The 23197-nt window shown below is 44.3% G+C and carries 23 protein-coding genes and 2 pseudogenes; 10 read left to right on the top strand and 15 right to left on the bottom strand.

Annotated features, from left to right (window positions below):
• Positions 1 to 72: 72 nt before the first annotated feature.
• Positions 73 to 921 (bottom strand): alpha/beta hydrolase, encoded by an 849-nt coding sequence (locus AB4185_RS07935; RefSeq protein WP_017065066.1) that lies wholly within the window; start codon positions 919 to 921, stop codon positions 73 to 75.
• Positions 922 to 1113: 192 nt separating this feature from the next.
• Positions 1114 to 1707, bottom strand: a complete 594-nt coding sequence (locus tag AB4185_RS07930; protein ID WP_029235279.1) for a TetR/AcrR family transcriptional regulator — start codon at positions 1705 to 1707, stop codon at positions 1114 to 1116.
• A 161-nt stretch (positions 1708 to 1868) separates the two neighbouring features.
• On the opposite strand from AB4185_RS07930, the gene AB4185_RS07925 reads away from it, so the two are divergent.
• Complete coding sequence (locus tag AB4185_RS07925; RefSeq protein WP_048610304.1) at positions 1869 to 2825, top strand: AEC family transporter; 957 nt, start codon at positions 1869 to 1871, stop codon at positions 2823 to 2825.
• A gap of 123 nt (positions 2826 to 2948) precedes the next feature.
• The gene (locus AB4185_RS07920; RefSeq protein WP_050620180.1) at positions 2949 to 3989 is read left to right on the top strand and encodes an acyltransferase; all 1041 of its coding nucleotides are present in this window, start codon (positions 2949 to 2951) and stop codon (positions 3987 to 3989) included.
• Positions 3990 to 4114: 125 nt separating this feature from the next.
• Here the strand turns inward: AB4185_RS07920 and AB4185_RS07915 are convergent, their stop codons facing one another.
• A complete protein-coding gene (locus AB4185_RS07915; RefSeq protein ID WP_108110853.1) occupies positions 4115 to 4993 on the bottom strand; it encodes a 6-carboxytetrahydropterin synthase in 879 nt (292 codons plus the stop codon).
• Between the two features lie 230 nt (positions 4994 to 5223).
• Positions 5224 to 5678 (bottom strand): annotated as a pseudogene (locus AB4185_RS07910) (helix-turn-helix domain-containing protein).
• A 110-nt stretch (positions 5679 to 5788) separates the two neighbouring features.
• Between AB4185_RS07910 and AB4185_RS07905 the strand changes: the two are divergent.
• Positions 5789 to 6265 (top strand): YHS domain-containing (seleno)protein, encoded by a 477-nt coding sequence (locus AB4185_RS07905; RefSeq protein ID WP_017067245.1) that lies wholly within the window; start codon positions 5789 to 5791, stop codon positions 6263 to 6265.
• On the opposite strand, the gene AB4185_RS07900 is transcribed toward AB4185_RS07905, so the two are convergent.
• Positions 6262 to 6384 carry a hypothetical protein gene (locus AB4185_RS07900; RefSeq protein WP_017061529.1) on the bottom strand — a complete coding sequence of 41 codons (123 nt, stop codon included), beginning with the start codon at positions 6382 to 6384 and terminating at the stop codon, positions 6262 to 6264. The genes AB4185_RS07905 and AB4185_RS07900 overlap by 4 nt on opposite strands.
• A 49-nt stretch (positions 6385 to 6433) precedes the next feature.
• On the opposite strand from AB4185_RS07900, the gene AB4185_RS07895 reads away from it, so the two are divergent.
• Complete coding sequence (locus AB4185_RS07895; protein ID WP_372135290.1) at positions 6434 to 7069, top strand: START domain-containing protein; 636 nt, start codon at positions 6434 to 6436, stop codon at positions 7067 to 7069.
• A 33-nt stretch (positions 7070 to 7102) separates the two neighbouring features.
• On the opposite strand, the gene AB4185_RS07890 is transcribed toward AB4185_RS07895, so the two are convergent.
• From AB4185_RS07890 to AB4185_RS07880, 3 genes and pseudogenes are all read right to left on the bottom strand, one after another.
• On the bottom strand, positions 7103 to 7633 hold the full coding sequence (locus AB4185_RS07890; RefSeq protein ID WP_372057720.1) for a DNA mismatch repair protein: 531 nt from the start codon (positions 7631 to 7633) through the stop codon (positions 7103 to 7105).
• 8 nt (positions 7634 to 7641) lie between these two features.
• Positions 7642 to 8028 (bottom strand): MAPEG family protein, encoded by a 387-nt coding sequence (locus AB4185_RS07885; RefSeq protein WP_004732742.1) that lies wholly within the window; start codon positions 8026 to 8028, stop codon positions 7642 to 7644.
• A 744-nt stretch (positions 8029 to 8772) separates the two neighbouring features.
• Positions 8773 to 8999: pseudogene (locus AB4185_RS07880) on the bottom strand (YjiH family protein); the annotation flags it as partial.
• Between the two features lie 109 nt (positions 9000 to 9108).
• On the opposite strand from AB4185_RS07880, the gene nhaD reads away from it, so the two are divergent.
• Positions 9109 to 10548 (top strand): sodium:proton antiporter NhaD, encoded by a 1440-nt coding sequence (nhaD, locus tag AB4185_RS07875; RefSeq protein ID WP_017061523.1) that lies wholly within the window; start codon positions 9109 to 9111, stop codon positions 10546 to 10548.
• On the opposite strand, the gene AB4185_RS07870 is transcribed toward nhaD, so the two are convergent.
• From AB4185_RS07870 to AB4185_RS07860, 3 genes are all read right to left on the bottom strand, one after another.
• Positions 10545 to 10931 (bottom strand): hypothetical protein, encoded by a 387-nt coding sequence (locus AB4185_RS07870; RefSeq protein ID WP_372135288.1) that lies wholly within the window; start codon positions 10929 to 10931, stop codon positions 10545 to 10547. The two genes, nhaD and AB4185_RS07870, sit on opposite strands and share 4 nt — an antisense overlap.
• Positions 10932 to 11102: 171 nt before the next feature.
• Positions 11103 to 11585: a methylated-DNA--[protein]-cysteine S-methyltransferase gene (locus AB4185_RS07865; RefSeq protein WP_017061521.1), complete on the bottom strand. Its 483-nt coding sequence runs from the start codon at positions 11583 to 11585 to the stop codon at positions 11103 to 11105.
• A gap of 25 nt (positions 11586 to 11610) precedes the next feature.
• Positions 11611 to 13059 (bottom strand): DNA-3-methyladenine glycosylase 2 family protein, encoded by a 1449-nt coding sequence (locus AB4185_RS07860; RefSeq protein ID WP_065585205.1) that lies wholly within the window; start codon positions 13057 to 13059, stop codon positions 11611 to 11613.
• A gap of 236 nt (positions 13060 to 13295) precedes the next feature.
• Here AB4185_RS07860 and AB4185_RS07855 point away from each other — a divergent pair, with 236 nt between their 5' ends.
• A complete protein-coding gene (locus tag AB4185_RS07855; RefSeq protein WP_017061519.1) occupies positions 13296 to 13499 on the top strand; it encodes a hypothetical protein in 204 nt (67 codons plus the stop codon).
• A 183-nt stretch (positions 13500 to 13682) separates the two neighbouring features.
• On the opposite strand, the gene AB4185_RS07850 is transcribed toward AB4185_RS07855, so the two are convergent.
• Positions 13683 to 14573: a LysR family transcriptional regulator gene (locus tag AB4185_RS07850; protein WP_017061518.1), complete on the bottom strand. Its 891-nt coding sequence runs from the start codon at positions 14571 to 14573 to the stop codon at positions 13683 to 13685.
• Between the two features lie 154 nt (positions 14574 to 14727).
• Between AB4185_RS07850 and AB4185_RS07845 the strand changes: the two genes are divergently transcribed.
• Together AB4185_RS07845 and nagB are read left to right on the top strand one after the other, a co-directional pair.
• On the top strand, positions 14728 to 15081 hold the full coding sequence (locus AB4185_RS07845) for a DUF413 domain-containing protein (protein ID WP_017061517.1): 354 nt from the start codon (positions 14728 to 14730) through the stop codon (positions 15079 to 15081).
• Between the two features lie 605 nt (positions 15082 to 15686).
• The gene (gene nagB / locus AB4185_RS07840; RefSeq protein ID WP_017057618.1) at positions 15687 to 16487 is read left to right on the top strand and encodes a glucosamine-6-phosphate deaminase; all 801 of its coding nucleotides are present in this window, start codon (positions 15687 to 15689) and stop codon (positions 16485 to 16487) included.
• A 286-nt stretch (positions 16488 to 16773) separates the two neighbouring features.
• Here the strand turns inward: nagB and AB4185_RS07835 are convergent, their stop codons facing one another.
• From AB4185_RS07835 to AB4185_RS07825, 3 genes are all read right to left on the bottom strand, one after another.
• Positions 16774 to 17310 carry an MltR family transcriptional regulator gene (locus AB4185_RS07835; RefSeq protein WP_022571110.1) on the bottom strand — a complete coding sequence of 179 codons (537 nt, stop codon included), beginning with the start codon at positions 17308 to 17310 and terminating at the stop codon, positions 16774 to 16776.
• 50 nt (positions 17311 to 17360) lie between these two features.
• Positions 17361 to 18509, bottom strand: a complete 1149-nt coding sequence (locus AB4185_RS07830; RefSeq protein ID WP_372057717.1) for a mannitol-1-phosphate 5-dehydrogenase — start codon at positions 18507 to 18509, stop codon at positions 17361 to 17363.
• Between the two features lie 183 nt (positions 18510 to 18692).
• The gene (locus AB4185_RS07825) at positions 18693 to 20585 is read right to left on the bottom strand and encodes a PTS mannitol transporter subunit IICBA (RefSeq protein WP_017066361.1); all 1893 of its coding nucleotides are present in this window, start codon (positions 20583 to 20585) and stop codon (positions 18693 to 18695) included.
• A gap of 571 nt (positions 20586 to 21156) precedes the next feature.
• On the opposite strand from AB4185_RS07825, the gene AB4185_RS07820 reads away from it, so the two are divergent.
• A complete protein-coding gene (locus tag AB4185_RS07820) occupies positions 21157 to 22023 on the top strand; it encodes a hypothetical protein (protein WP_017070219.1) in 867 nt (288 codons plus the stop codon).
• Between the two features lie 291 nt (positions 22024 to 22314).
• Positions 22315 to 22971: an NAD(P)H-dependent oxidoreductase gene (locus AB4185_RS07815; protein WP_102428129.1), complete on the top strand. Its 657-nt coding sequence runs from the start codon at positions 22315 to 22317 to the stop codon at positions 22969 to 22971.
• The last annotated feature ends 226 nt before the right edge of the window (positions 22972 to 23197 follow it).

Here is a 23197-nt window from a genome sequence, read left to right as displayed (position 1 = left end):
CAGATAATGTCTGGTTGGCCTTTTTAGTGTTTGTTTTCTTAACCTGCGTTCTACTGGCTTGATTAGTTAAAGTTAACCAATCAAGTTATCAAAGCTCTCAAATACTTGTGGGCACTTCATTACTCGCCCGTGGCCCTGTCCTTGAGTCGCAATTAAAGTAACGCGACCCATTTCATTAGCAGCACGCTGAGACACATCAAACTTAGTAAACTTGTCTTGCTCATCATGAACGATGATCGTCTGAGACTCACGAAGCGCTAGCTTTCCATAGGGATCAACAGACTGAATCGGGTAGTTAAACTGCTCTTCGACTTCTCCAACTACCGCCTCGAACAGTTTCATTGAGTAGCCAGAACGCGCAACGCTGCCAAATAGGTTTTCTAGATAATCCAGTACAGGTGCAATCAGCAATAATGGCTTGTTTTCCAATTTAACGTGCTTACATTCCAACGCAGAAGCCGTGCCCATACTGTGACCGACCAAACCTGCTACCTCACCCACCGAATCGAGAATCGCTTCAAGGCCGTTCACAAACGCAGGAATATGACCATGTACACCATCACTGCCACCATGAGCAGGGTGATCATAAGCCAGAGCCGTAAAACCTTTAGCGGCGATATGTTCCATCAGAGGGAAAAACTGACTCGCGGTGCCAGACCAACCATGAGTCAGCACCCAAACAGGCCCCGTACCCAAAGAATAGGTTTTTAAAACGCCATCACGACCTTTGATTTCACTCTTGATAAGCCCTTGGGGATCAGCATTTTTCTGCTCAGTACGCATTGGCGTGAGCAGCAACTTACGTGCGGTTTTCTTCGCATGACTCGGCGCTAGGATGTAATGAAGATTGGTTGTTGCGCCAATTAAGCTGCGCTTGAAGCTGAATTTGTTCGATGTATTAAAGTAGATTTTGTCACTCATGACCGGTCCTTGTATCGCCATCATCATTGGCGGATCGAGCTCGGCCCTGAAAATCGAACGACCGTGCTATTTGTTAGTATAAAAAATGACGATAGCGCTGTTTATGATTGCTTGCCGCCACTTCTGTTAAAATCTTTTGCAAACCTTAGTTAAGCAAAGTCACATGATTTGCGAGTTAACCTGCTGTATGTATTAAACCGCTCTCCAACTGGCTACCAAGCGCTCGACACCACTCCAAAAATGGGTGTGGCTCGCTTGTTGGCCTCGTAACGAGTAGAACAAGTTCGCACTCAAATAAAGACCGTATAACTCGAAGGTTGCCTGTTTCGGGTCTAAATCGGCTCTGAACTGTTTGCTCTCAACCGCTTTTGCTACCTGAATCGTCAAGTAATCAATCCACACTGAAATGGTTTTCTGCAGTGCTTTCTGAATCACAGACCTTTCACTGCCCGCATCTTTCCATGCATCAATAAACATGCAACTGCCTTGGAATGAATGGTTCCAGCCCAACCAATTGTCGAGCAGCTGTTTCAATTTCGCTTCAATATCACCATCTCCCAGCTCTCTTGCGGGAATGATGACTCTTTCGGTGAATATGGCGTTGGAATACTCGAGTACAGAGAGTTGCAGGTTTTCTTTAGAGTTGAAGTGTGCAAACAAGCCACTCTTAGACATGCCACACTGCTTGGCTAACTCGCCAATCGTCAAACTCTCAAGCCCATTCTCACTTGCAAGCGCGAATGCATGGCTCAAAATATACTCTTTGGTTATCTTTCCCTTACTCATTATTCACCAATAATAAATCTGATACATTATTTTTAGCACGTTCGTTCTTTTTTTCAAGATTTTTTACTTAACCCTAGGTATTCATTTTGTCTTATCAAAGAACTGTGGAAAAATGCGACAGTATTCAAAGGAAATTGAAATCGACTAACAAAGGAAAAACAATGAACACACTTTGGGAACAGTTTGCGTTTTCGGCGTCAGTAACAGGCCCTATCTGTTTAATGCTGTTTCTTGGTGTGATGCTCAAACGAATCGGCTTAATCAATGACAATTTCATTGATGTCGCATCTAAGGTGGTATTTCAAGTCACCCTGCCCGCGATGCTATTTCTGAGTATTGTTCAATCGAATCACAACTTTTCAGCCAGTAGCGCGTTAGTTGCGTTTGGCGTCATCGCTAACTTTGTCTTTTTCTTGTTCACGATTTTCTCAACCAAATTAGTATTTAAAGGTTCGAAAGATCAAGGTGTGATTGTCCAAGGTGGATTCCGCGCCAATACCGCGATCATCGGCCTCGCCTATGTGGCTAATATCTATGGCAACCAAGGCGTGGCATTGGCGGCTATCTATGTCGCATCTCTAACCGTGTTGTATAACATTCAAGCCGTGATTGCACTGACACCCAAAGGCGAAGACACTGGTGCGAAAGCGATTAAAGTGATCGCTAAGTCGATTACCAAGAACCCATTGATCATCGCTATTTTCTTAGCGGTCGTCTTCTATGCGCTTTCGATTCCTATCCCAAAAATGGTCACTGATGCTGGTCAGTACTTTGCCAACATGACGTTACCTTTGGCACTGCTGTGTACCGGTGGGTCGCTGGACATCAGCTCGCTCAAACAAGAAAAGTTATCGACGTGGTTCGCCTCTAGCTACAAGTTAATTGCCTCACCGTTACTGATTACACTGGCGGCTGGGTACTTAGGATTTGAAGGGCTCGATCTCGGGCTTATCTTCTTGATGAGCGCAGCACCAACAGCAGCGGCAAGCTACGTTATGGCTCGTGCGATGGGAGGAAACTCAACACTGGCGGCTAACATCATCGCGCTTACTACTGTTGTTTCTCTTATCACTTGTACTCTCGGTATTTTTGTACTTACTGCAATGGATTTAATATAGCTGCGACAGGCTTCAAAAAACCGACACTAGCCTTGAAACAAAGGTCATAAGCCTTGATTTAGGACTAACTGGTTGGGCATAAAGACTGCTAGATTTCGTAAAAATTTTACTAAGAGATCTGATATGTCTTCCGTTCAACATACGCCTTCACAACACATCGCCAGTATTGAGTTGGGTCGAGTGATTGCTATCTTGGCGATCATTGGTTTACACGGTCAAATGGCACTCACTTATTGGCAAATAGATGAAGTGCCTTGGATCGGTTATGTACTCAACCAAACCGCTCGTTTTGCGGTACCTCTGTTTTTCCTAATTTCCGGTTATCTTATTCAGCCCAAGCTGACTGCCTCCCCGTGGCAAACCGTCATTAATTACTCTAAACCACTGCTTAAGGTTTGGTTAGCATGGAGCATCATTTGCTTAGTGATGCCATTCAACCTCGCGAAGGTAGAAGAGTTTGGTTACCTAGGTGAGCGCCAAGGCTATTGGGGTTTCTTAATGAACACGCCACTTAACTCTTTCTTAGAGGGTGGATTGGTTCATTTATGGTTTATTCCCGCTCTCGTATGTGCAGTTTTGATCATTGCTTTGATAGTCGAAATGAAACTCGACAAACTGCTATTACCAGCGGCCATTGTACTTTACGTTTATGGTGTTTTAGCGGGCAGCTACGCAACGCTAACCGGGTTAGAAGCACCTTTCTTCACGCGTAATGGCCCGTTCTTTAGCACGTTAATGGTGACCTTAGGTTTCCTTATTCGTCAGAATCAATGGAAGGTGTCATCAACTAAAGCGTTGGGGTTATTAGCGTTAGGCATGTTGATTCACTTTGCTGAGGCGGCATGGCTCACCACGTTCGACGTCGGATTCAACATGAATGATTTCTTGTTTGGCACGGCGCTATGGGGGATGGGCGTGTTCATGTGGCTTTTGGCTAATCCAAACATGGGTAACTACGCTTGGGTGCGTGCCATTTCAAATCGCATGCTGGGTATCTACGTCAGTCATCTACTGATCATTATCGTGTTGTTCAATGTCTGTGGAGTTTTAGGCATTACGGAACTGGCAAAAGACGTTACGGTATTTTTTGGCACCGTATTGTTGAGCTTCGGGTTGGTTGTTGGAATCGAAAAAACACCACTGCGACGCGTGCTGCTTCGTTAGTGTTTGTGCCTAACATCATCAGCTAAATCAGTTTTAAAGAGTCACAAAAAGTAAAGGCAAGATAACGGATTATCTTGCCTTTATTTCATCATGTCAGTAATGAGACTGTGTCACTCGTTGAAGTGTTATCGGAACGCCATTGCGCCCTTGCCAACACCTTCATAAGCGACGATTTGTAGTGATTGGTTCTCTGCTAGGCTCGGTTCAACTTGATCCGCGATATAGCCAGCAAGTAATTCCACCGTGGTATCTGTCGGTAAAATTTCCGTCTCACTCTTAGCAATCGCTAGCTCAAATTCGCCTTGTGGCGCGGTGTAGCGGAAGCCATAGTGACTTTCATCATTAACACTGTTCGCGTTTTCACTCAGGTTAAGTGATGAAACTGAAACTTGGTCTTCTTTAGAACCTAAATAAATGTCTTCCCAACGCTGAGCAAATGCTTGTTCACGTTGCCCGTCACGCTGACCATCGACCACGATTTCTACTGGAGAACGGTGACCATGCGCGATGCGCTGGCAGTTACCATCATGCTTTTTCAAACCGTGAGTATAGTGGTAGAACGCACCATTAATGTTTTCATGGCGAAGGGTAATCTCTAACCCTGTGACGTTACTTGGAAGGTTGTCGCGAAGAATATCATAAACATGAGCGGTCACACTCTCGATGGTGATCGCTTCAGCGTCAATCAGACAGTAAGCTTCATCAGGGCAGTGCAGGTGCAGGCTCTTGTCACCGCGCAACACATCTACCTTAGAGTAACCGGCTTTGCTTGCTTGATGCACGATTGCAGAGTTTTTCATTGGCAGCAGTAAGCGGTGGTCAACATGTTGATCAACCAACTGTTTGATCTGCTTTTTGACCTTACTAAAATCCAGCACCATGCTCATTTCATTAAGTTCACCAGACATAGTGACATCCAAAATCCAACTATCTCCTACGACCCCTCTGTGTTCACAGATGTATGAAGAATCGATAACGGTAAGGTCTCTTACAAATAGGTTCAAGTTGAACTCCTTAATACTTTAATGAGATACGGGAGGCTGAATAATGCTCAGCAGGCACTTCGTCTCATTGATGTCTGATAAAATAGGACGGGCAGGATGTTACAACGAGCTAATAAAGTCCACCTTTTTACACCGTCATTCGAGAAATGAACAAACTACGCTCAATTTCCGCTAAAACATAGGCCAGCCTGATGCCAATAGCCATATTGCAGGTAGGGATGGCCAGCGCTTTACGACACATTTTGCTTTAGCCATAAACGTGGCGACATTCCCGCGACATGCTGAAAAGCACGCGAGAATCCAGAATAACTGTTGTACCCCACTTCGTCCGCCACCCAATTGATGGGCTTGTTTTGTAACAGCAAAGACTGAGCCACAGACACACGCCACTTTTGGACATAATCACCCGGAGTTTCGCCCACCTCGCGCTTGAATGCTTCAATAAACTGAGTGCGAGACATCGCGGCCAGTGACGCCATTTCGGCAAATAAACAATGCAAGGCTGCGACAAATGCCTGTGTTCCGTGTGATCGCTAGACAAGCTCAACTCCCCCGCGCTCAATACATGAAGGTGGCCCTCTTTACCTTGTTGCGCGTTAAATGACGATACTCCACACAGGTTTCCAGAATAGAAAACGCCAGTGCGTATCGAGAAGTGTTCCATTAGTTGTGAAAGCAGATCCATGCATCCTCCGAACGATTCGCTTAGTTTTTAGTTCTTTTGTCCCTCTATAGACCGGACGAGTGGGCTAAATTATTTCAAACAAGATAACCAACACTGACAAGGAACTTGATATGTCACACATGAAATCGACCAGTCAAAAAATCACTCTAATGGCCGCGTTACTAGGCACCAGCTTTTCGTTAATGGCAGCAGACCTTGATATGAGTGTCGACAGCAATAACCTCGCAATTAAAGGCTATGATCCTGTCGCTTACTTTGCCAATGAAGGTCCAGTAAAAGGCACATCTGAGTTCACAGCGACCTATAAGAATGCGATCTATAACTTTGCGAGCAGTGAAAACAGAGATGAATTTCGAGCCAATCCAGAAGCCTATGCCCCTCAATATGGCGGTTACTGCGCGTTTGGAGTAGCCATGGGTAAGAAGTTTGAAACCGACCCTCTCGCTTGGAAGGTGGAAGATGGAAAGTTGTATCTGAACTTAGACAAATCGGTTCAGAAACGCTGGCTGGAGAATACACAAGAGTTCATCCAAGACGCCAACAGCAACTGGACAACCATCAAAACCGTAGAAGCCTATAAGCTCTAGCCTACAGCGCTTATCCATTGCCCAAGAATAAAACGGAAGCGACCGAACGCTTCCGTTTTCATTGGGATTTTCCCCAAAGAGGCCAACCCAAAGCGATTGGCAACACCTACTAAGTCCATTTCTATTCTATACTCCTAGCAGATAAGCTTTTCTTTTTATGGAAGAATAATGACATTACCTAAGATTTTGGTACTCGGCCTCTGCGCCCTATCGACACTGACTTATGCCAACCCATGGCAGTTCGTCAAAAGTGAAGATGGCATCATGATTGATAAAAGGCCACACAGCGAAGGCTTGGTCGAAATACGAGCACAGATGCAAACGCCCACCACTTACTCCGGTTTTTTACTGTTATTGGAAGACAGCGAGAACGTGCCAAACTGGATAGACAATGTGTCGCAAAGCCGTGTCTTGATGCAGATATCTGAGGCAGAAAACATCGTCTATACCCAATTCAAAGCGCCTTGGCCTGCTAGAGATCGCGATATGGTGACCTACTCAAAGTACAGCATCGAGGATGGGCAGTTTGTCTTGTCGATAAAGGATGCGTCTAACTATTTGGCGAAAGAATCGGGGTATATTCGAATTTACGATGTGGACGCACTTTGGACGCTGCAACCGCTCACTAATGGCAATACTTACATCACCTACACCGCATATGCGAACGCAGGTGGCAACTTGCCCAATTGGTTGATGAATAAGTTATCGATAGGCAGTGCGCTGAGCACGTTTAAGGGGCTGAAAGAACAGCTACCAAAATACCAAGGCCAGCAGCACCCCAACCTGCCAAGTGAGTCTCGTTAGCGGTACAAGTAAATAGGTAAATAAGGTTAAAGACTAAGGTCTTCTTGCTAGGTCGCGAGCTAAGATAAGCGCTAAACCAAACACCTGAAGAAACAGGGCGATGTTCTTATAGAAAGCCATTTTCTCATCAAGCTTTTGGATCAACTCAACCAAAGTTAGATTATCCAAATAGTAGTCATCAATTCGTGATCGTTGCGATTCTTGGGCATTGTTTATCAGCATCATAAGCTTAGGTAAATTAGCCAACGAGATGGCCGGCACCTCGTCACTCACCCAACTCCGAAGTTGTCCGCGAAGCGCTTCATCAAGAACTGTGGCAGGTTGAGCGATTTCTGGGGATAGCTTATCAAGGTGAATCAGAATCGCTTCACGCTTACGCTCTAAGGTTTCGATCGTATTCCAGGACAGTTGTATAGAGTACACATTACCGTATTTACGATCGTTGTATTCCGATTTCTCCGCTTCAATTTTGTCCAACACCAAGCTCGACATGACAATCGCCATGATGTTGAGTATTAGCCCTGCAAGGACAATCGCCCAAGCAGGAGGAAGGCGCAATGCCATAATGCTCCCTAGAACATTTTATCAAAAGGTAGGTAAGCTAAGTTTAGGACAATCAAAGAGATCATGCAGATAAGCGTTAACACCATACCCACTTTTCTGCCTTTGAAATTCTTCGCTAAGATCCCTTTAGCGTGAATCACTCGCCCCAGAATAAACGCCACACCAATGACATGAATAAGCCACACACCAGCCCCATTCATCTCTAGCAACCCCATCAAAATCACCGTGATTGGGATGTAATCCATCGCGTTACTTTGTGCCGAACGTGCTATCTGTAACGACTCAACACCGCCATCGGCATGAGCAACAAGATTGATTCGTCTTTGCTTAATAACTTCAATCGCCAACCAAATCATTACTACCGTCAGCAGAGCTGCGTAAAGTGCTGTAACCATCATATTTCCCTATTTTTTTGTCTTAACTCAGTGTTCTTTTCTATCTTTTCGACATTAACCGCCAAGATAAAATGAAAATCGCACCCGAGTACTTGTAAGAGATCTCTCACACCGAACGTAAGAGATCACAATCAAGCTTCGCAGAAAATTCCTAAAATACAAACCCAAGCCCTTGTTTTGTATGAATCCACGCATATTTCTTTCGATCAGTGGGTACATTTATTTCTTAGGGTGGATTGTGAGCAAAGCCTCTGCAGTGTTTAATACACATGTCGACAGGGAGTTGGCAGGAACAGGAAAAAGCCTAACGGATTAGGTATCTTCAGGATGAAGATTTGATGGCTTAGGATGAGTTATCAGCAAGGAAGTTATGCTCTAGGATAGAGTCGCTTATCAGGATGATGAGTTTGCAAGGACACCGCTAGGACAGCGATGAATTGGATAGGTTAAAGGATTTAGCCACGTCAAGGAACGATGCAGGGAGCACCAGTTACCTATTGAAAGATAAGTAACGCGCAGTAGCAGGATGGCTACGAAAAGAATAGACCCCGTTTGGTGAAAGCCAAACGGGGTTTCCTTTTTTGTAACGTCTGAAAGCTGTTCGCAGCTAACCGTTCAAAGTCACGTTACAAAATAATGTTCATCAAGAACATTGCACCAAACGCATTCAATACCGAAATCGCGATCATCACCGGGATGTAGCGACCTTCAGTACCAATTGGTCCCATAATACGTCCCATGTATTGCACCAACAAACTTGAAGATAAATATCACAGCAACCGCTAGGCCAATTGACGAAGTTACCGCCAAAGAACCATCCATAACTGGAAGGGTGAACAGTACTGTACCTGAAGAGAAGAAGTTAACGATCGCCCCGCGCCAGCATCAGTACTTTGAAGCGACGCAATCAATGCTAAGCCTGAGTTGCCAGGAGTATCCATCAAAGCTAATACTTTCGCCACCGTCTTTCTTTTTCACTATAATCTATTGAATTATTAAGATATCTATCACACTGCACATGGTTATTTAGGTCTACTCTTTTACCCGTGTTAATAACTTATTAACTTCGGAGCGTAATCCATGTTAGGTATCCAGCTTTCTGCTGTTCTCTCTTTGTTACTCTTTTCTTCGGTAGCAGGTGCTGCCACTTCTCAGTTGGGAGAACCACTCAAGCTCACCAACTCATTCGCTGGCTACCTATCCCTGACCATTTTCGTTGTCGCCTACATCGTGGTGATGATGGAAGAGTACCTAAAGCTCCGAAAATCTAAGCCAGTGTTACTTGCAGCAGGACTGATCTGGATAATCATTGGTTTTATCTACCAAGAACACAACCTTGTTGAAGTCGCTAAGCAAGCACTCGAACACAACTTACTGGAATACGCTGAGCTGTTACTTTTCCTACTCGTCGCCATGACCTACATCAGCGCCATGGAAGAGAGAAGACTGTTTGATGCGCTGCAAGCGTGGATGGTGGGCAAAGGCTTTAATTTCCGCTCTCTGTTCTGGCTAACCGGTATTCTGGCCTTCTTTATCTCACCGATCGCCGACAACCTCACCACAGCTCTATTGATGTGCGCCGTGGTTCTGAAAGTCGCAGGATCTAACCCTAAATTCGTTAACCTAGCCTGTGTGAATATCGTGATAGCCGCTAACGCTGGCGGCGCGTTCAGCCCATTCGGTGACATCACAACGTTGATGGTGTGGCAGGCTGGTTATGTGAGCTTCAGTGAATTCATTCCCTTATTTATTCCTTCAGTGATGAATTACCTCGTCCCTGCAATGATCATGTCTTACTTTGTTCCCACAACCCAACCCGACACGGTGCATCAGCACGTTGAATTAAAACGCGGTGCAAGACGCATCGTGTTGTTGTTCATCATGACCATCGGCACTGCGGTTGCTTTCCATGCCGTACTCCACTTCCCTCCAGTAATGGGCATGATGATGGGGCTGGCGTATCTACAGTTCTTTGGTTATTTCTTGCGTAAGACCTTACCAAATTCACTGGCGAAGAAAAAAGCGGTGGCGATTGCCAACAATGATGGGGGGGCATTGAAGCGACTCGGTTCAGTCGTGCCCTTTGATGTATTTCGAAGAGTGTCCCATGCCGAATGGGACACTCTGCTGTTCTTCTACGGCGTGGTAATGTGTGTAGGTGGCTTGAGTCTACTGGGATACTTGGAGCTTGCCTCTGGCGTGATGTATAGCCAATGGGATCCAATTTGGGCCAACATCATGGTGGGGATCTTATCTGCGATTGTCGATAACATTCCGGTGATGTTTGCCGTGTTATCGATGGAACCTCAAATGTCGATGGGTAACTGGCTACTGATCACCTTAACCGCAGGCGTTGGCGGCAGCTTGTTATCTATTGGTAGTGCGGCAGGTGTGGCGTTAATGGGCGCGGCGCATGGCAAATACACCTTCTTTGGCCACTTGAAATGGATGCCAGTGATCATGATTGGCTATGCCGTCAGTATCGCTGCACACCTATGGCTTAATGGCGATCTTTTCTAGTTCGAACTGTCTTTCACAGGCTTATCTACAAGTGTCCAGACGTTACTCAATTGTATCGCTGGACATTGGTTGCAAGTTAGCATCTCGCCCTGTTGTTGAATGCGCATCACTAGTCTAGAGTCAGTTCGACTGCTTCCAGAATTGAACTCAATGGTGATCAAGTCATCATCAACACGATAGGTTCGAGTAACGGAATTATCCGTTGTTTGATAAGTCACTTGCCCGGATTCAAAAAGTAGATAACTGTCATTATCTGCGTTCTCATACATACCTTTGAACAGAGCAAGTTGTGGTACTTCGAAGGGTCGACTGGTGTCGGTTAAACAGCCCGTCAGCAATAGTGCGCTACTGCAGCAGAGTATAAGTGAATGATGGCTATTCATTTGGGCATCCTTGCCTAGAGAACATGGTTAAAGGATATGCAACCAAATCGATATTTCCCAGAAAGCGTTGATTTTAATGCAAAGTCATATTTTAAGAACCACTCGCCTTCACCATTAAGTAGTACGAGATATTCAGCCAGCATCTCGACAGGCTCATGGCTAAATCGCTTGCTAGTCTTGCTCTCTTCCCTCTATCACCAATAAGTGCTGTTTACGTTCTACGCCACCTGCATAACCCGTCAGTTTGCCGTTTTTACCAATCACACGGTGACACGGCACAATCACTGAAACCGGATTTTTGCCATTCGCCAAACCCACAGCACGAACGGCTTTCGGATTGCCTATCGCATCGGCCAGTTGTGCATAGCTCCAAGTCTCTCCATAAGGAATGGTCGTCAGCGCCTGCCAAACCGACTGCTGAAATGGCGTGCCCTTGGCTGCAATCGGCACAGAAAACTGAATAGCTTCGCCCGAGAAATAGCGATTAAGCTGCTCGATAGCCAATGCAAAGATCGGAAAGCTATCATCTTGAACACCCAACGGTTCCGGCTTGGTGGTATGTGTCTCGAACCAAAGGCCGAGCAAGCCTTCATCGTTCGCCTGTAACGTCACGGTTCCCAATGGGCTCTCATAGTAAGTAAAACGGTTGTCCATGATATCTCCTAGCTTAGTATTCCGATTAAGACTGATTCCAACAGTGGAACGTGGCGTAACTACCCCAAGGCGAAACACTCTCTGTATTAATCGTAGAGCGATGCTCAATGAACTTCTTCACCACCAAATCGCTAATCAACAGGTGGTTAGGCTCACTTAGCCCTCTGAGCAGCGCGTACTGAATCGTCCAAGGCCCAATGCCCTTTAGGTCAATCCACTTAGAAGGGTGTTCGGCTTCGTTGTCGACCATGTATTCGGCAAAACGCTTTAAAGTTTCCTTACGACTTCCCGGCATTCTTAAAAAGCTCACATCAGCATCAGCTATTTGTTTAGGTGTTGGGAAATACGCTTTCTCAGATGCATAAGCAATTTGTTGTAATTCAGAGCACTCTTGGGAATTAGCCAACTCTTGTAAAACAGAAGCTTGATGCGTACCAGAAATCTCTCGCACCAGTAAGTTGAGTTGGCCGATCGCTGCTGTTACTGAGACTTGCTGCCCTAGAATCGCTCTTACACCAGCCTCCCAAGCACTCCAAACGCCAGGAATACGGATACCACTCTTGGCAACCAAGTTAGGATCAATGGTCATAAAAAAAGCCTCAACCTTGGCAATATCGACATCAAGGTCGAACATACGTCGAATGTTAGCAATCAAACTTCTTAATTGGCTTATATCGTCCAACTCAAATTCAATATCTAAGCGGTTTTCTTTTACTAAGGTGGCCTTGAACCAGCCTTTAGAACCATTCACATTTACCGTGCGCTTATAATAATCTTCGCCAACGCCTTCTAAGCCCTCAATCATTCTTCGTCGATAAAACCTCAACAAGTGGTTCCAATCTAAGGGTCCATGAAAACCAAGCTGAATATGATTACTCTGAGTGTCACTTGGCTTCGCTCGCCTAATTTGGCTTGGCGAAAGCTGCAGCTCTTTTTGAAAGGCATCATTAAAACGGCGCGTACTATTGAAGCCACTAGCAAAGCCGACATCAGTAATGCTCATGCTACTGGTGTGCAGCAACTGCTTGGCAAACATCAATTGACTGTACAGACTATATTGCTTGGGTGACACGCCGATGTAATTGTCGAATAAGGTTCGTAAATAACGATCTGAAATACCTAACCGCGTTGCAAGGTCGACGATAGATCCTGAATTCAGAGCGCCATTATCAATCAACTGCATCGCACGTAAGAAAGTGGTTTCGACGCCCTTCCAAGCCGGCGAAAAAGGTGCGCTGTCTGGTCGACAACGTAAACAAGGACGATATCCCGCTTTCAATGCTTGAGCTTGATGGGAAAAATATTCGACATTTTCTTCTTTGGGTGGTGTGGCTGGGCAAATCGGGCGACAAAAAATTCCTGTCGTTTTCACCGCTGTAAAAAACATCCCATCAAAGCGAGCATCTCGTGCATATCGAGCCAAATGGCACTGCTCACTGGTTAAGCTGCTGTTGTGATTGATCTTTTTCGACATGCCGTACTCTTCCCACTTACCATAGCGTTTGATCCGATACCTAAAAGTTTACCGTGAACCACCATTGTCGCTAGCCACTTTCGGAAGCGAAGGTCAGATAAATCACAAAAAAGGGTTTTAATTTTATTCAATTCGACTAAATTTAACCTAGAGAGGACATTCTTCTCACAACGTCAACGATCGGTACTTAGCACGCCAAGATGCAGAGACCTATCGAATATAAAAAGGAAAAGGCTATGGTTCTACACACATGTCGTATTGTTTTATCAAATCAACAGGTTCTCACCAGTCAATCAGTCGAGCAGTCTCTAAGCTTTCTTGAAGACAAAGCGGACAACGGGATTTCTATGATCGAGATTGACGCAACGGATGGCAATCAAATCCATTCGTACATGTCACACTCTCTTGAAGAGTCTATTGAGAATCTTATGAACCTATAGGGCTTTTAATAAAGGCTACACATACCAGGCTTAAACGATATTTATGGAATTAGAAACGATCTCTAGTTCCGAAAAGAAGTACATTTCTGGTTTAAAACAAAAATGGCTCCCAACTATACAATTAGTTGGGAGCCATTTTTTATTGAATCTAATCAGCAAAGCCACTGCTTACCGCGAATGCCGTTACTCAGGTGCTTGTTCAGCGGCTTGCTGCAATGTGTAAGCCGTCGATGGGTCAATCTCATTAACCAACTTCTCAACCTGCATGATCGCATCAACCGAGGTACTGCTTTTACGGTAGCTCAGATAAATTGGGAGATACCAGTCTTCAACCCCTTTCACCTTGTGCAGCTGACCCGAATCGATAAAAGGTTCGACTAGAGACACCGGAAGATACGCACTGCCGCCTTTCTCTAAAATGAAATCGAGGGCGATACGGGCTGTAGAGGTACGTAGGTACGGTGCTGGCACTTTAGGGTGACGTTCTGCGTGTTCAGAACCAAAACGCGTTCCCCAATCCACATAAACATACTTATGTTGAAATACAGATTCCAGATCATCTTGCTGCGTTGATACCAACACCAAAACCAAGTCAGCGACTTTTTTACAGTTCAGCTCTTCTGCTTTGATCTGATCGAACGCGAAAGCCATATCTAAGGTTCGTTCTAACAAATTACGGTTCAGTTGCTCGCGCCCCATCACCTCTGCCATAAAGCCGTAACCACCAAAAGAGTCGGTTACCACACTTAAACAGTTTTGCAGATACGCATCCCAAATATTCGGCGTGCCGCCCAGCGTTAACTGCAAGGCTTTACCACTCTCTAACGACAGCTCAAATTTGGCTTGTTGTAGGGTGGACACCATCACTTCGGCATAACCAATCAAACGTTCACCGGAAGATGTGAGTTTGATGTTATTGCGGTCACGAATGAAGAGCTGAGTATCAAAATAGCCTTCAAGCTGTTTGATCCGCGCACTCACCGCCGCTTGTGTTAAATACAAGTTTTCAGCTGCACGCCCAAAATGGCGCACCCTTGCAACCTCAAGAAAGGTTCTAAATACTTTCACATCCATCAAATACATCTCTGTAATAAATCTGCTAACTAGCCGATCTAGGATTGTTTATCGTAAAGGCAAAAACATTTTGTTTCCTATTTTAGCCTTTTAACAATATTTTCGCGTGAGCAATAAACACTAATTTCTATCTAACCACATTACTGAGGCTGATATGTCTGAGACCGAATTCCGACACGGAAAAAAACGTTTTTATGACACCATTAAATTCCCGAGAGGGTTCGCTAAGTCGGGTGATTTTACTCTTTCAGAAGAGGAAATCCTAACCTTGTTTGGTGACACTATGCTTGCACTTGAAACTGGTGAACTAGCACCAATCAATGCAGAAGAAAAACACTTCATTAAAGTGTTGTCTCACCCTCATAAGGCAAAGTCCAAGTTAGAGCGTGTTTGGTTGAAGTACATTCAACTGGCTCGTGGACGCCGTCGCTTTCACACCCTAAACGGCTGCAAACGCGGCGACGTATCTAGGGAAGAATACGAAAGTGAGTTAGTGTTAGAAGATTAGTAAAATCGCTCAAAGTGATACCTCATCACTTTGGGCTTTTTTTTGCCTTCAAACACACATCTTCTTTGTAATTGGTAAGTTTAGCCAACCTATCCATTTTTACCAATATTTATATACAATTCATAGCGATAGCGTGACTAAAACACAGCTCTCGTTCAATCTTATGGGTATTCATCCCACTGAGATTCATCGTTCTTCATCCTGCCCTGTCTTTTATCACGATAGCGCTCCATTGCCATCATTATTTTTCTAGTTTCAACTATACGCTCAACGCTTGTTTATACTCGAAACACGTTAATGCACCAAAATTCGTCAATGGTTCGAGCGATGCCATTATTGCAATAATCGTATCAAGGCATAGAAACACACCAACCCTTTCAGGTGCTGAATTAGATCAACATTGCTGTATATGACAAACGTATTAATCTTGTTTAACGCCACCAAATATCCATACAATAATTGTGCAATTTTGAGAGTTCCAGTCACAGTTACGACGAAAAAAGCAAAAACTTGACCTAAAACAATAGCGGAACTGGATAACTTATTTTATAATGCGAATTAATGTTTCAGAACACTATAAAATTTTATTTCTAGGGGCAAAATCAATGAGACTTATTCCATTAAGCAACAAAGCTAAAGTAGGTAAATGGGCTGCTCGTCATATCGCAGATTCAATCAACAAGTTCGCTCCAACGGCTGAGCGTCCATTTGTACTAGGTCTTCCTACTGGTAGCACACCTCTAACTACTTACGCTGAGCTAATTGAACTTTACAAAGCTGGCGAAGTTAGCTTCAAGCACGTTGTAACATTCAACATGGATGAGTACGTTGGCATCGACCCTAACCACCCAGAGTCTTACCGCACATTCATGCACGAGAACTTCTTCAACCACGTTGATATCCAAGCAGAAAACATCAACCTGCTAGACGGCAAAGCTGAAGATATCGATGCTCACTGTGCAGCATACGAAGAGAAAATCCGTTCATACGGCAAAATCAACCTGTTCATGGGCGGCGTAGGCATCGACGGTCACATCGCATTCAACGAACCAGGTTCTTCTCTATCTTCACGCACTCGTATCAAAACGTTGACTGAAGACACTCGTATCGCGAACTCTCGTTTCTTCGATGGCGACATCAACCAAGTTCCTAAATACGCACTAACTATCGGTGTTGCGACTCTTCTAGATGCAGAAGAAGTGATGATCCTTTCTCTAGGCCACAACAAAGCTCAAGCGCTTCAAATGGCTATCGAAGGTTCTGTAAACCACATGTGGACTGTTACAGCTCTACAGATGCACCGTAAAGCTATCATCGTTGCTGATGAGCCAGCTCAACAAGAGCTAAAAGTTAAGACTCTACGCTACTTCCAAGAGCTAGAAGCTGAGAACATCCAAGACCTATAATTCCTATAGTCTTGAATAGCAGGGCGTTTTTATAAAGAGAGCGTCTTGAATAGAAAAAGCCACTGAATGTGGCTTTTTTTGTGCCTGCTGCTTTTGTATTTAATGGGAAGATATTTCGGATATTTTTTAGAAGCACAAAAACAAAAAAGCGATTTCTCAAACAAGAGAAACCGCAATGACGGTATATTCTAAGATGGATAAAACGAATTAAAGCTAGATAAGCTAAATAAACACTTTAGGTGTAAGCTCAAGCGAAAGCTTCAAGCTATGAACTCAATAGCAAAAACTAAGAACTCAGCGCGTTATCTCGGCACAAGGTGTTAATGATGTCTGTAATAGCCAAAACGATCGTGGATTTCACTTTCTGGTTATGTCGACCCAAGAACATTTCTAACATTGGACCAGACATGGTTTTCACCATCTCAGGGTCGTATTCAATAGGCATAATACGCTGAATAGCATGTACTTTGTTTAGCTCAAAGATGATATCCACTTCAGTAAAACTGGTGTCATCACCCTGTATTTTCGCCCATTCTTTTAAGGTCACGAAAATCTCTAAGTCGTCATAAAGCTCTTTACTGATCACGCCAAGCCCCAGAAGCAACTTTCCGCGTATCATTATTTCCCCTAGCGGCCCGCCACTATTGAGAAGAGGTTCTACAACGAACTTAATCGCAGTATCGTCTTTCTTGAAAATATTTTTTAAAACCGAATCTACCGTATCATCCAATGCATCATAAGCGGCCATCAGGCAAGCGCCAGCACTCTCAGCCTCGGAAAGTGCTTCGAGTAATTCTGTTTCATGATTAGTTTGTATTGGCATAACGGCTCGGCAATAAGAAAGTGCCACAGGAGTGGCACTTTGGTGGTTTATCATTTCAATGCTAGATAAGCTTGTTCCGCTAGTTTAACAACTTCTGAGTCACTATTCAGCTCAGAATAATATGCTAATGTCTCTGCAAAGCCTTTTTCTGCAAACATTGCTTGAAGTTCAACCGCTTGTGGGTCGTCTTCGTTCTTGTAATGGAACGCAGCAGCGATTGCTTTTACTAGGTGAGCATTCGGTAGGCCGTACTCTAATGTACCGTTTAGAGGCTTAACTAGGCGGTCTTGCGGGCTCAGTTTACGAATTGGCTGACGACCAACGCGGTCTACTTCATCACGTAAGAACGGGTTAGCAAAACGACCTAGAATCTTTTGGATGTAGGCAGCGTGTGCTTCTGGATCAAAGCCGTAACGCTTAATCAGAACCGCACCACTCTCTTCCATCGTCGCTGTTACTTCAGCGCGGATTACGTCATCTTCGATAGAGTCTTTAATAGTCTCATGACCTGCAAGCACACCAAGGTATGCCGTTACCAAGTGACCTGTGTTTAGCGTGAACAGTTTACGCTCAACGAAAGCCATTAGGTTATCAGTGCATTCCATTCCTGGGATGTTTGGAATCTCACCTTTGAATTGTGTTTGATCTACGATCCACTCGCTGAACGTTTCAACCGTTACCGCTAGAGGATCTGTTTCGCCCGCTTCTGCCGGTGGAACAATACGGTCAACCGCAGAATCAACAAAGCCAATGTGCTCTTCAGTGAACGCTTTCATTTCATCAGAAAGGTGCTCTAACACGGCTGCTTTTAATTGGCTAGTACCGCGAACCATGTTCTCTGCCGCGATGATGTTCATTGGTGCAGTGTTGTTTGCTGCTGCACGCTTTTCAATGCCTTGAGCGATAGACTTAGAGATGATTTTAAGAACCGTAGGGCCCACTGCAGTCGTCACAAGATCAGACTCAGCAATGCAATCTACTACTGCGCTTGTCGCTGAGTTTACTGCTGTCACGTTCTTAACAACTTCGACAACACACTCTTCGCCAACAATCTTAACTGGGTATTCTTGGCGTTCAATTAACGCATTTACAACCGTTTCATTTACGTCAGCAAACGTAACCTTCATACCAGCATCAGAAAGAAGCTTACCAATGAAACCACGACCGATATTACCTGCACCAAAATGTAACGCTTTCATAATTTTGACCTTATAAATATTTGAATCTAGATAGCTAACTGCTCAACAACATGCCTTGACGATGTGCCCTAGGCATTAAGCAGTAAGCTATTCAGACTGAATCTTGTTAGAAAGATTAAGACCGAAAATGAGGCCAGTAGGGGGATACCGGCCTCCTTCACTCAGGAGCTTGACTAGAGCTTTTTAGTTTCCGTTGAGAATACGTAGAACATCAGCAGGGTTTGTTGTGTTCTGTAGGCATTCCACAGCTTCTTCATCATCGAGTGAATTGGTAATCGCCATCAGCACCATGTTGTGCTCATCGCCTTGTGCGGCAATACCGATAACCATCTTCGCGATATCATCTTCATCTTCGCCCCACTGAATACCTTCAGGGTACTGACAGAAAACGATGCCGGTTTTTTGTACGTACTGTTTCGCTTCGATTGTGCCGTGTGGTACTGCGATAGACTCACCTAGGTAAGTAGACACAAGCTCTTCACGAGCAAACATGCCGTCTACGTATTCCGGTGATACGTTGCCAAGTTTTACTAATTGTTCGCCAGCAAACTTGATTGCGTCTTCTTTTTGAGTCGCTTTAAGGCCAAGGAAGATGCTGTCGTCTGTCAGTGCAAGCTTGTTGCCTTCTTGTGCTGGAGCTGCTGCAGGAGCCGGAGCTTCTACTTTCGCTTCACCACTTTGAGCGTCGACAAGTTCAGCAACTAGTTGGTCGTATACGCCGCCGTCTAGGAAGTTGCTTAGAGACATATGCATCGCACCTGGCACAGTGCTACGAGCACGGTCTGTTAGGTCTTTATGCGTAATAACGATTTGCGAATCAGCCGGTAGGTTGTTGATTGCGTAGTTGGTTACTTCAATGTCTAGGCCAGCTGTTGCTACTTTCTTACGTAGTAGACCTGCACCCATTGCACTTGAACCCATACCCGCATCACACGCTACATAAACTGCTTTTACATCCGCTAGGTTTACGTTTGCTTCTGCTGCTGCACCTTTAGAAGACGCTTTCATGTCTTTCATTTGTGCAGAAGCTTTCTCTAGTGAATCTTCCTCATCATCTTGCGCTGATGTTTTAAGAAGGATTGACGCTACAACAAACGATACTGCCGTTGCTGCGATAACAGATAGAATCACGCCGATGTAAGAGCCTTTTGGCGTCATCAGTAAGACTGCGAAGATAGAACCTGGAGATGCTGGAGAGATAAGGCCAGAATCGAACATTACGTTAGTGAATACACCCGCCATACCACCTGCGATTACCGCCAGAATTAGACGTGGGTTCATTAGAACGTAAGGGAAGTAAATTTCGTGGATACCCCCTAGGAAGTGGATGATAGATGCACCAGCAGCAGATTGCTTCGCGCTACCTTTACCAAACACCATGTAAGCAAGTAGAAGACCAAAACCAGGACCTGGGTTTGCTTCGATTAGGAAGAAGATAGAGCGACCCATCTCTTCAGATTGCTGGATACCTAGTGGAGAGAAGATACCGTGGTTGATTGCGTTATTTAGGAATAGGATTTTCGCAGGTTCAACAAAGATAGATGCTAGAGGTAGTGCACCCGCTTCTACCATTGCGTTTACGCCAGCCGCAAGTCCGCCAGACAGAATCTTAACCGCAGGACCAATCACGATGAACGCGATGATCGCACAGATCATGCCGATGATACCCGCAGAGAAGTTGTTCACTAGCATTTCGAAACCACTCTTCACTTTACCGTGAACAGCTTCATCGAATTTCTTAATTGCGATACCACCTAGTGGACCTACAATCATTGCACCCATGAACATTGGGATATCAGTACCAACGATAACACCCATTGTTGTGATAGCGCCCACTACCGCACCGCGGTCACCACCAACCATTTTACCACCGGTGTAACCAATCAATAGTGGCAGTAGGTATGTAATCATAGGACCAACCATTGATGCTAACGTTTCGTTAGGCCACCAACCCGTTGGGATGAATAGTGCAGTAATGAAACCCCACGCAATAAATGCGCCGATGTTTGGCATTACCATATTGGATAAGAAACGACCAAAGTTTTGAACCTTAATCTTTGCTTCTGGTGATAACATAGGTAGAACCCCGTAATGTATTGGTTGGTCAAATGACCGAAAGTGTGTACTCAAAAGTCGATTAAAATGTATCACAACATTTCCAAAATGCACCTTAGCCCAACTTTCGTGATAGCCATCACACACGAAAAACACTTTCGGGTTAACAAGCACACCTTAGATCACAAAAACACCATGAATTTAAATTACAAAGCCAAATTAATGAGAATAGATATCATCAACACACAATCTAGATCACATTTTATTTTGTAATACTTAAAAATAAATAGTGATTAAAATCACATTTAATAAAATATAGCATCTAAGATCTATATAACCCGTATAAAAGAACATCGTGTCACGTATATAAAATATGCACCCAGATGAGCAAAATCGCGATACCTGTAATTTAATTACAGGTTGAGCTACATTTTGCTAAACATACAAAACGAGACCTAACGCTCTACTAAAAACATAGACCACTGAACTGCAGTTAGCATTGATAGATGTGATATGGTATTTACCAACGCTATCGCATCATATATATCTCCAACACCCATCAGCTGATCACTCCGCTATTTGAGAAAAGACTATGTCAGACAAAATTTCCACATCCGCACTCGCTAAACAAAAAGGCATAGAAGCTAAAGCTTTATTTAGCGATCTAAAAACAGCGGGCTATATAGTGCGTTCACAAGAGCGTTGGATTCTCACAGAACGGGGAGAAAGCTTTGGTGGGGAATATGTCGAACACAAGAAGTTTGGTGTCTTTATTGTCTGGCCAGAGAAACTGCTTATCGATTTGGACTCATTCTCAGGAAAAACACTCACCGCCACCCAGCTTGGCAGTGCCTTTCAACTCAGCGCAAAGAAAATCAACTTACTGCTCAACGAGCTTGGTTGGATAACAAAAGAAGAAGACGGTTGGCATGTCACCTCTACAGGCTTAAAAGCCGGAGGTGAACAAAGAGAAGACAAAGCGACTCAAAACTTATTCGTGGTATGGCACGACTCATTGGTTCGCAATAAACGTTTAAAGCAGTCTGTTGTTGAATTCCTAGGGCATGATGCTGAAAGCCACTCGACCGATGTGTCATTCTCCAGTTTTCGTCAGAAATTTGAGGCGAAGCACCGAAGCTTAGACGGGCATTATGTTCGATCAAAGGGAGAGCTGATCATTGATAACTGGCTTTATATGGCAGGAGTGGTCCATGCGTACGAGCGTCCGCTTCCGATATCAAAAGAAGTGATCAGCGATTTTTATCTACCAAGTGGCAAAGTATACATCCAGTTCTGGGGAACTGATTCTGCGCCAATCGCCGAAAATAAACGTGAAGCGACGAGAAAAATCTATGAAGAGCATGGTTTTGGTTTAATCGAAATCACGCCAGAAGATATCCCCAACCTAGACAGCGTACTTCCGCCATTATTGCGCCAATATGGTATCAAAGCGTACTAAGCTACTGAATCTAGAGATTTCACCTCCATTAAGATCACACTTATTGAATCATTATGGACATTAATAACCATAGTGATTTGATATGTTCGCTATTTTTCCCGAGTCATTCTTCTATTATCTTACACCCATCGACTTGAGCTACCGCAGATACTCGATTTATTGGGGCATGTTCGATAACTATTTAGACGTTCAATCTATTGAGATTCGTTTAAATTGGTTATCCGTTTATTGTTGACGTAACTGAACATAAAACCCTACAACATTTATTATTGATAGATATTAGGATTCAACATGACTCATCCAATCATTACTGATCTAAACACTCGTTACACAGCTAAAAAATACGATGCAGAAAAGCGCATCTCTGCGGAAGACATGGAAGTAATCAAAGAAGCACTTCGCTTGTCAGCTTCTTCTATCAACTCTCAGCCTTGGAAATTCATCATCATTGAGAGTGACGCAGCAAAACAACGCTTCCACAATACTTTCGAAAACATGTTCCAGTTTAACCAACCACATGCGAAAGAAGCGTCACACACGATCCTGTTTGCTCACGATCCTAAGTACACTAAAGAGAAATTCGCGAAGCGTGCTGATACAGAAGTAAGCTCTGGTCACTTACCAGCTGAAATGTACGAGCAATTCTTAGGTGCTTACGCATTCGCAGAAATGAACACAGACGAAACAGGTTTCAACGGTAACTGGACTAAGTCTCAAGTTTACATCGCACTAGGTAACACACTGCACACACTAGCTCGTCTAGGTATCGCTTCAACACCTATGGAAGGTGTAGATGCAGCTATGATCAGCGAAGAGTTTGCTGACGAACTAGAAGGTCACGTTGTTGATGTAGCTCTAGCTATCGGCTACCACAAAGACGGCGAAGACTACAACTACGGCAAACCAAAAGCGCGCCTAACTCTTGATGAAGTCGTTACAACACTTTAGGGCGTGTTGACCTTTCGTGGTTAAATTTTGTTCGGATGGGGACGCCTAGTCAAAAGCGTTTTAATCGCGGTGAGGGAGAAGTAGCCTAGTCATTCTAAGCAAACCTCCCTCAACAAAGAGTAAAACGCTTTTTGCGGGGGCGCCCAGCTCGAAAGATCAACACGCCCTAGTTATTGATGTGACAGAGCCCTAACCGCAGGGGTATCATACCAATTAAAGTAAAAAT

The organism is Vibrio sp. 10N.286.48.F5 (genome assembly GCF_041469785.1).
Lineage (GTDB): Bacteria > Pseudomonadota > Gammaproteobacteria > Enterobacterales > Vibrionaceae > Vibrio > Vibrio crassostreae_C.
This window is presented reverse-complemented; position numbering and strand designations above follow the sequence as displayed.

Excerpts from the sequence above, each read along its gene's own strand:
- AB4185_RS07905 (WP_017067245.1), top strand. The coding sequence starts at position 5,789 with ATGTCACACATGAAATCGACCAGTCAAAAAATCACTCTAATGGCCGCG.
- nagB (WP_017057618.1), top strand. The coding sequence starts at position 15,687 with ATGAGACTTATTCCATTAAGCAACAAAGCTAAAGTAGGTAAATGGGCT.
- AB4185_RS07870 (WP_372135288.1), bottom strand. The coding sequence starts at position 10,931 with ATGAATAGCCATCATTCACTTATACTCTGCTGCAGTAGCGCACTATTG.
- AB4185_RS07825 (WP_017066361.1), bottom strand. The coding sequence starts at position 20,585 with ATGTTATCACCAGAAGCAAAGATTAAGGTTCAAAACTTTGGTCGTTTC.
- nhaD (WP_017061523.1), top strand. The coding sequence starts at position 9,109 with ATGTTAGGTATCCAGCTTTCTGCTGTTCTCTCTTTGTTACTCTTTTCT.
- AB4185_RS07855 (WP_017061519.1), top strand. The coding sequence starts at position 13,296 with ATGGTTCTACACACATGTCGTATTGTTTTATCAAATCAACAGGTTCTC.
- AB4185_RS07930 (WP_029235279.1), bottom strand. The coding sequence starts at position 1,707 with ATGAGTAAGGGAAAGATAACCAAAGAGTATATTTTGAGCCATGCATTC.
- AB4185_RS07820 (WP_017070219.1), top strand. The coding sequence starts at position 21,157 with ATGTCAGACAAAATTTCCACATCCGCACTCGCTAAACAAAAAGGCATA.
- AB4185_RS07865 (WP_017061521.1), bottom strand. The coding sequence starts at position 11,585 with ATGGACAACCGTTTTACTTACTATGAGAGCCCATTGGGAACCGTGACG.
- AB4185_RS07835 (WP_022571110.1), bottom strand. The coding sequence starts at position 17,310 with ATGCCAATACAAACTAATCATGAAACAGAATTACTCGAAGCACTTTCC.
- AB4185_RS07920 (WP_050620180.1), top strand. The coding sequence starts at position 2,949 with ATGTCTTCCGTTCAACATACGCCTTCACAACACATCGCCAGTATTGAG.
- AB4185_RS07815 (WP_102428129.1), top strand. The coding sequence starts at position 22,315 with ATGACTCATCCAATCATTACTGATCTAAACACTCGTTACACAGCTAAA.
- AB4185_RS07860 (WP_065585205.1), bottom strand. The coding sequence starts at position 13,059 with ATGTCGAAAAAGATCAATCACAACAGCAGCTTAACCAGTGAGCAGTGC.
- AB4185_RS07925 (WP_048610304.1), top strand. The coding sequence starts at position 1,869 with ATGAACACACTTTGGGAACAGTTTGCGTTTTCGGCGTCAGTAACAGGC.
- AB4185_RS07935 (WP_017065066.1), bottom strand. The coding sequence starts at position 921 with ATGAGTGACAAAATCTACTTTAATACATCGAACAAATTCAGCTTCAAG.
- AB4185_RS07830 (WP_372057717.1), bottom strand. The coding sequence starts at position 18,509 with ATGAAAGCGTTACATTTTGGTGCAGGTAATATCGGTCGTGGTTTCATT.
- AB4185_RS07885 (WP_004732742.1), bottom strand. The coding sequence starts at position 8,028 with ATGGTTACAGCACTTTACGCAGCTCTGCTGACGGTAGTAATGATTTGG.
- AB4185_RS07890 (WP_372057720.1), bottom strand. The coding sequence starts at position 7,633 with ATGGCATTGCGCCTTCCTCCTGCTTGGGCGATTGTCCTTGCAGGGCTA.
- AB4185_RS07900 (WP_017061529.1), bottom strand. The coding sequence starts at position 6,384 with ATGGACTTAGTAGGTGTTGCCAATCGCTTTGGGTTGGCCTCTTTGGGG.
- AB4185_RS07845 (WP_017061517.1), top strand. The coding sequence starts at position 14,728 with ATGTCTGAGACCGAATTCCGACACGGAAAAAAACGTTTTTATGACACC.
- AB4185_RS07895 (WP_372135290.1), top strand. The coding sequence starts at position 6,434 with ATGACATTACCTAAGATTTTGGTACTCGGCCTCTGCGCCCTATCGACA.
- AB4185_RS07850 (WP_017061518.1), bottom strand. The coding sequence starts at position 14,573 with ATGGATGTGAAAGTATTTAGAACCTTTCTTGAGGTTGCAAGGGTGCGC.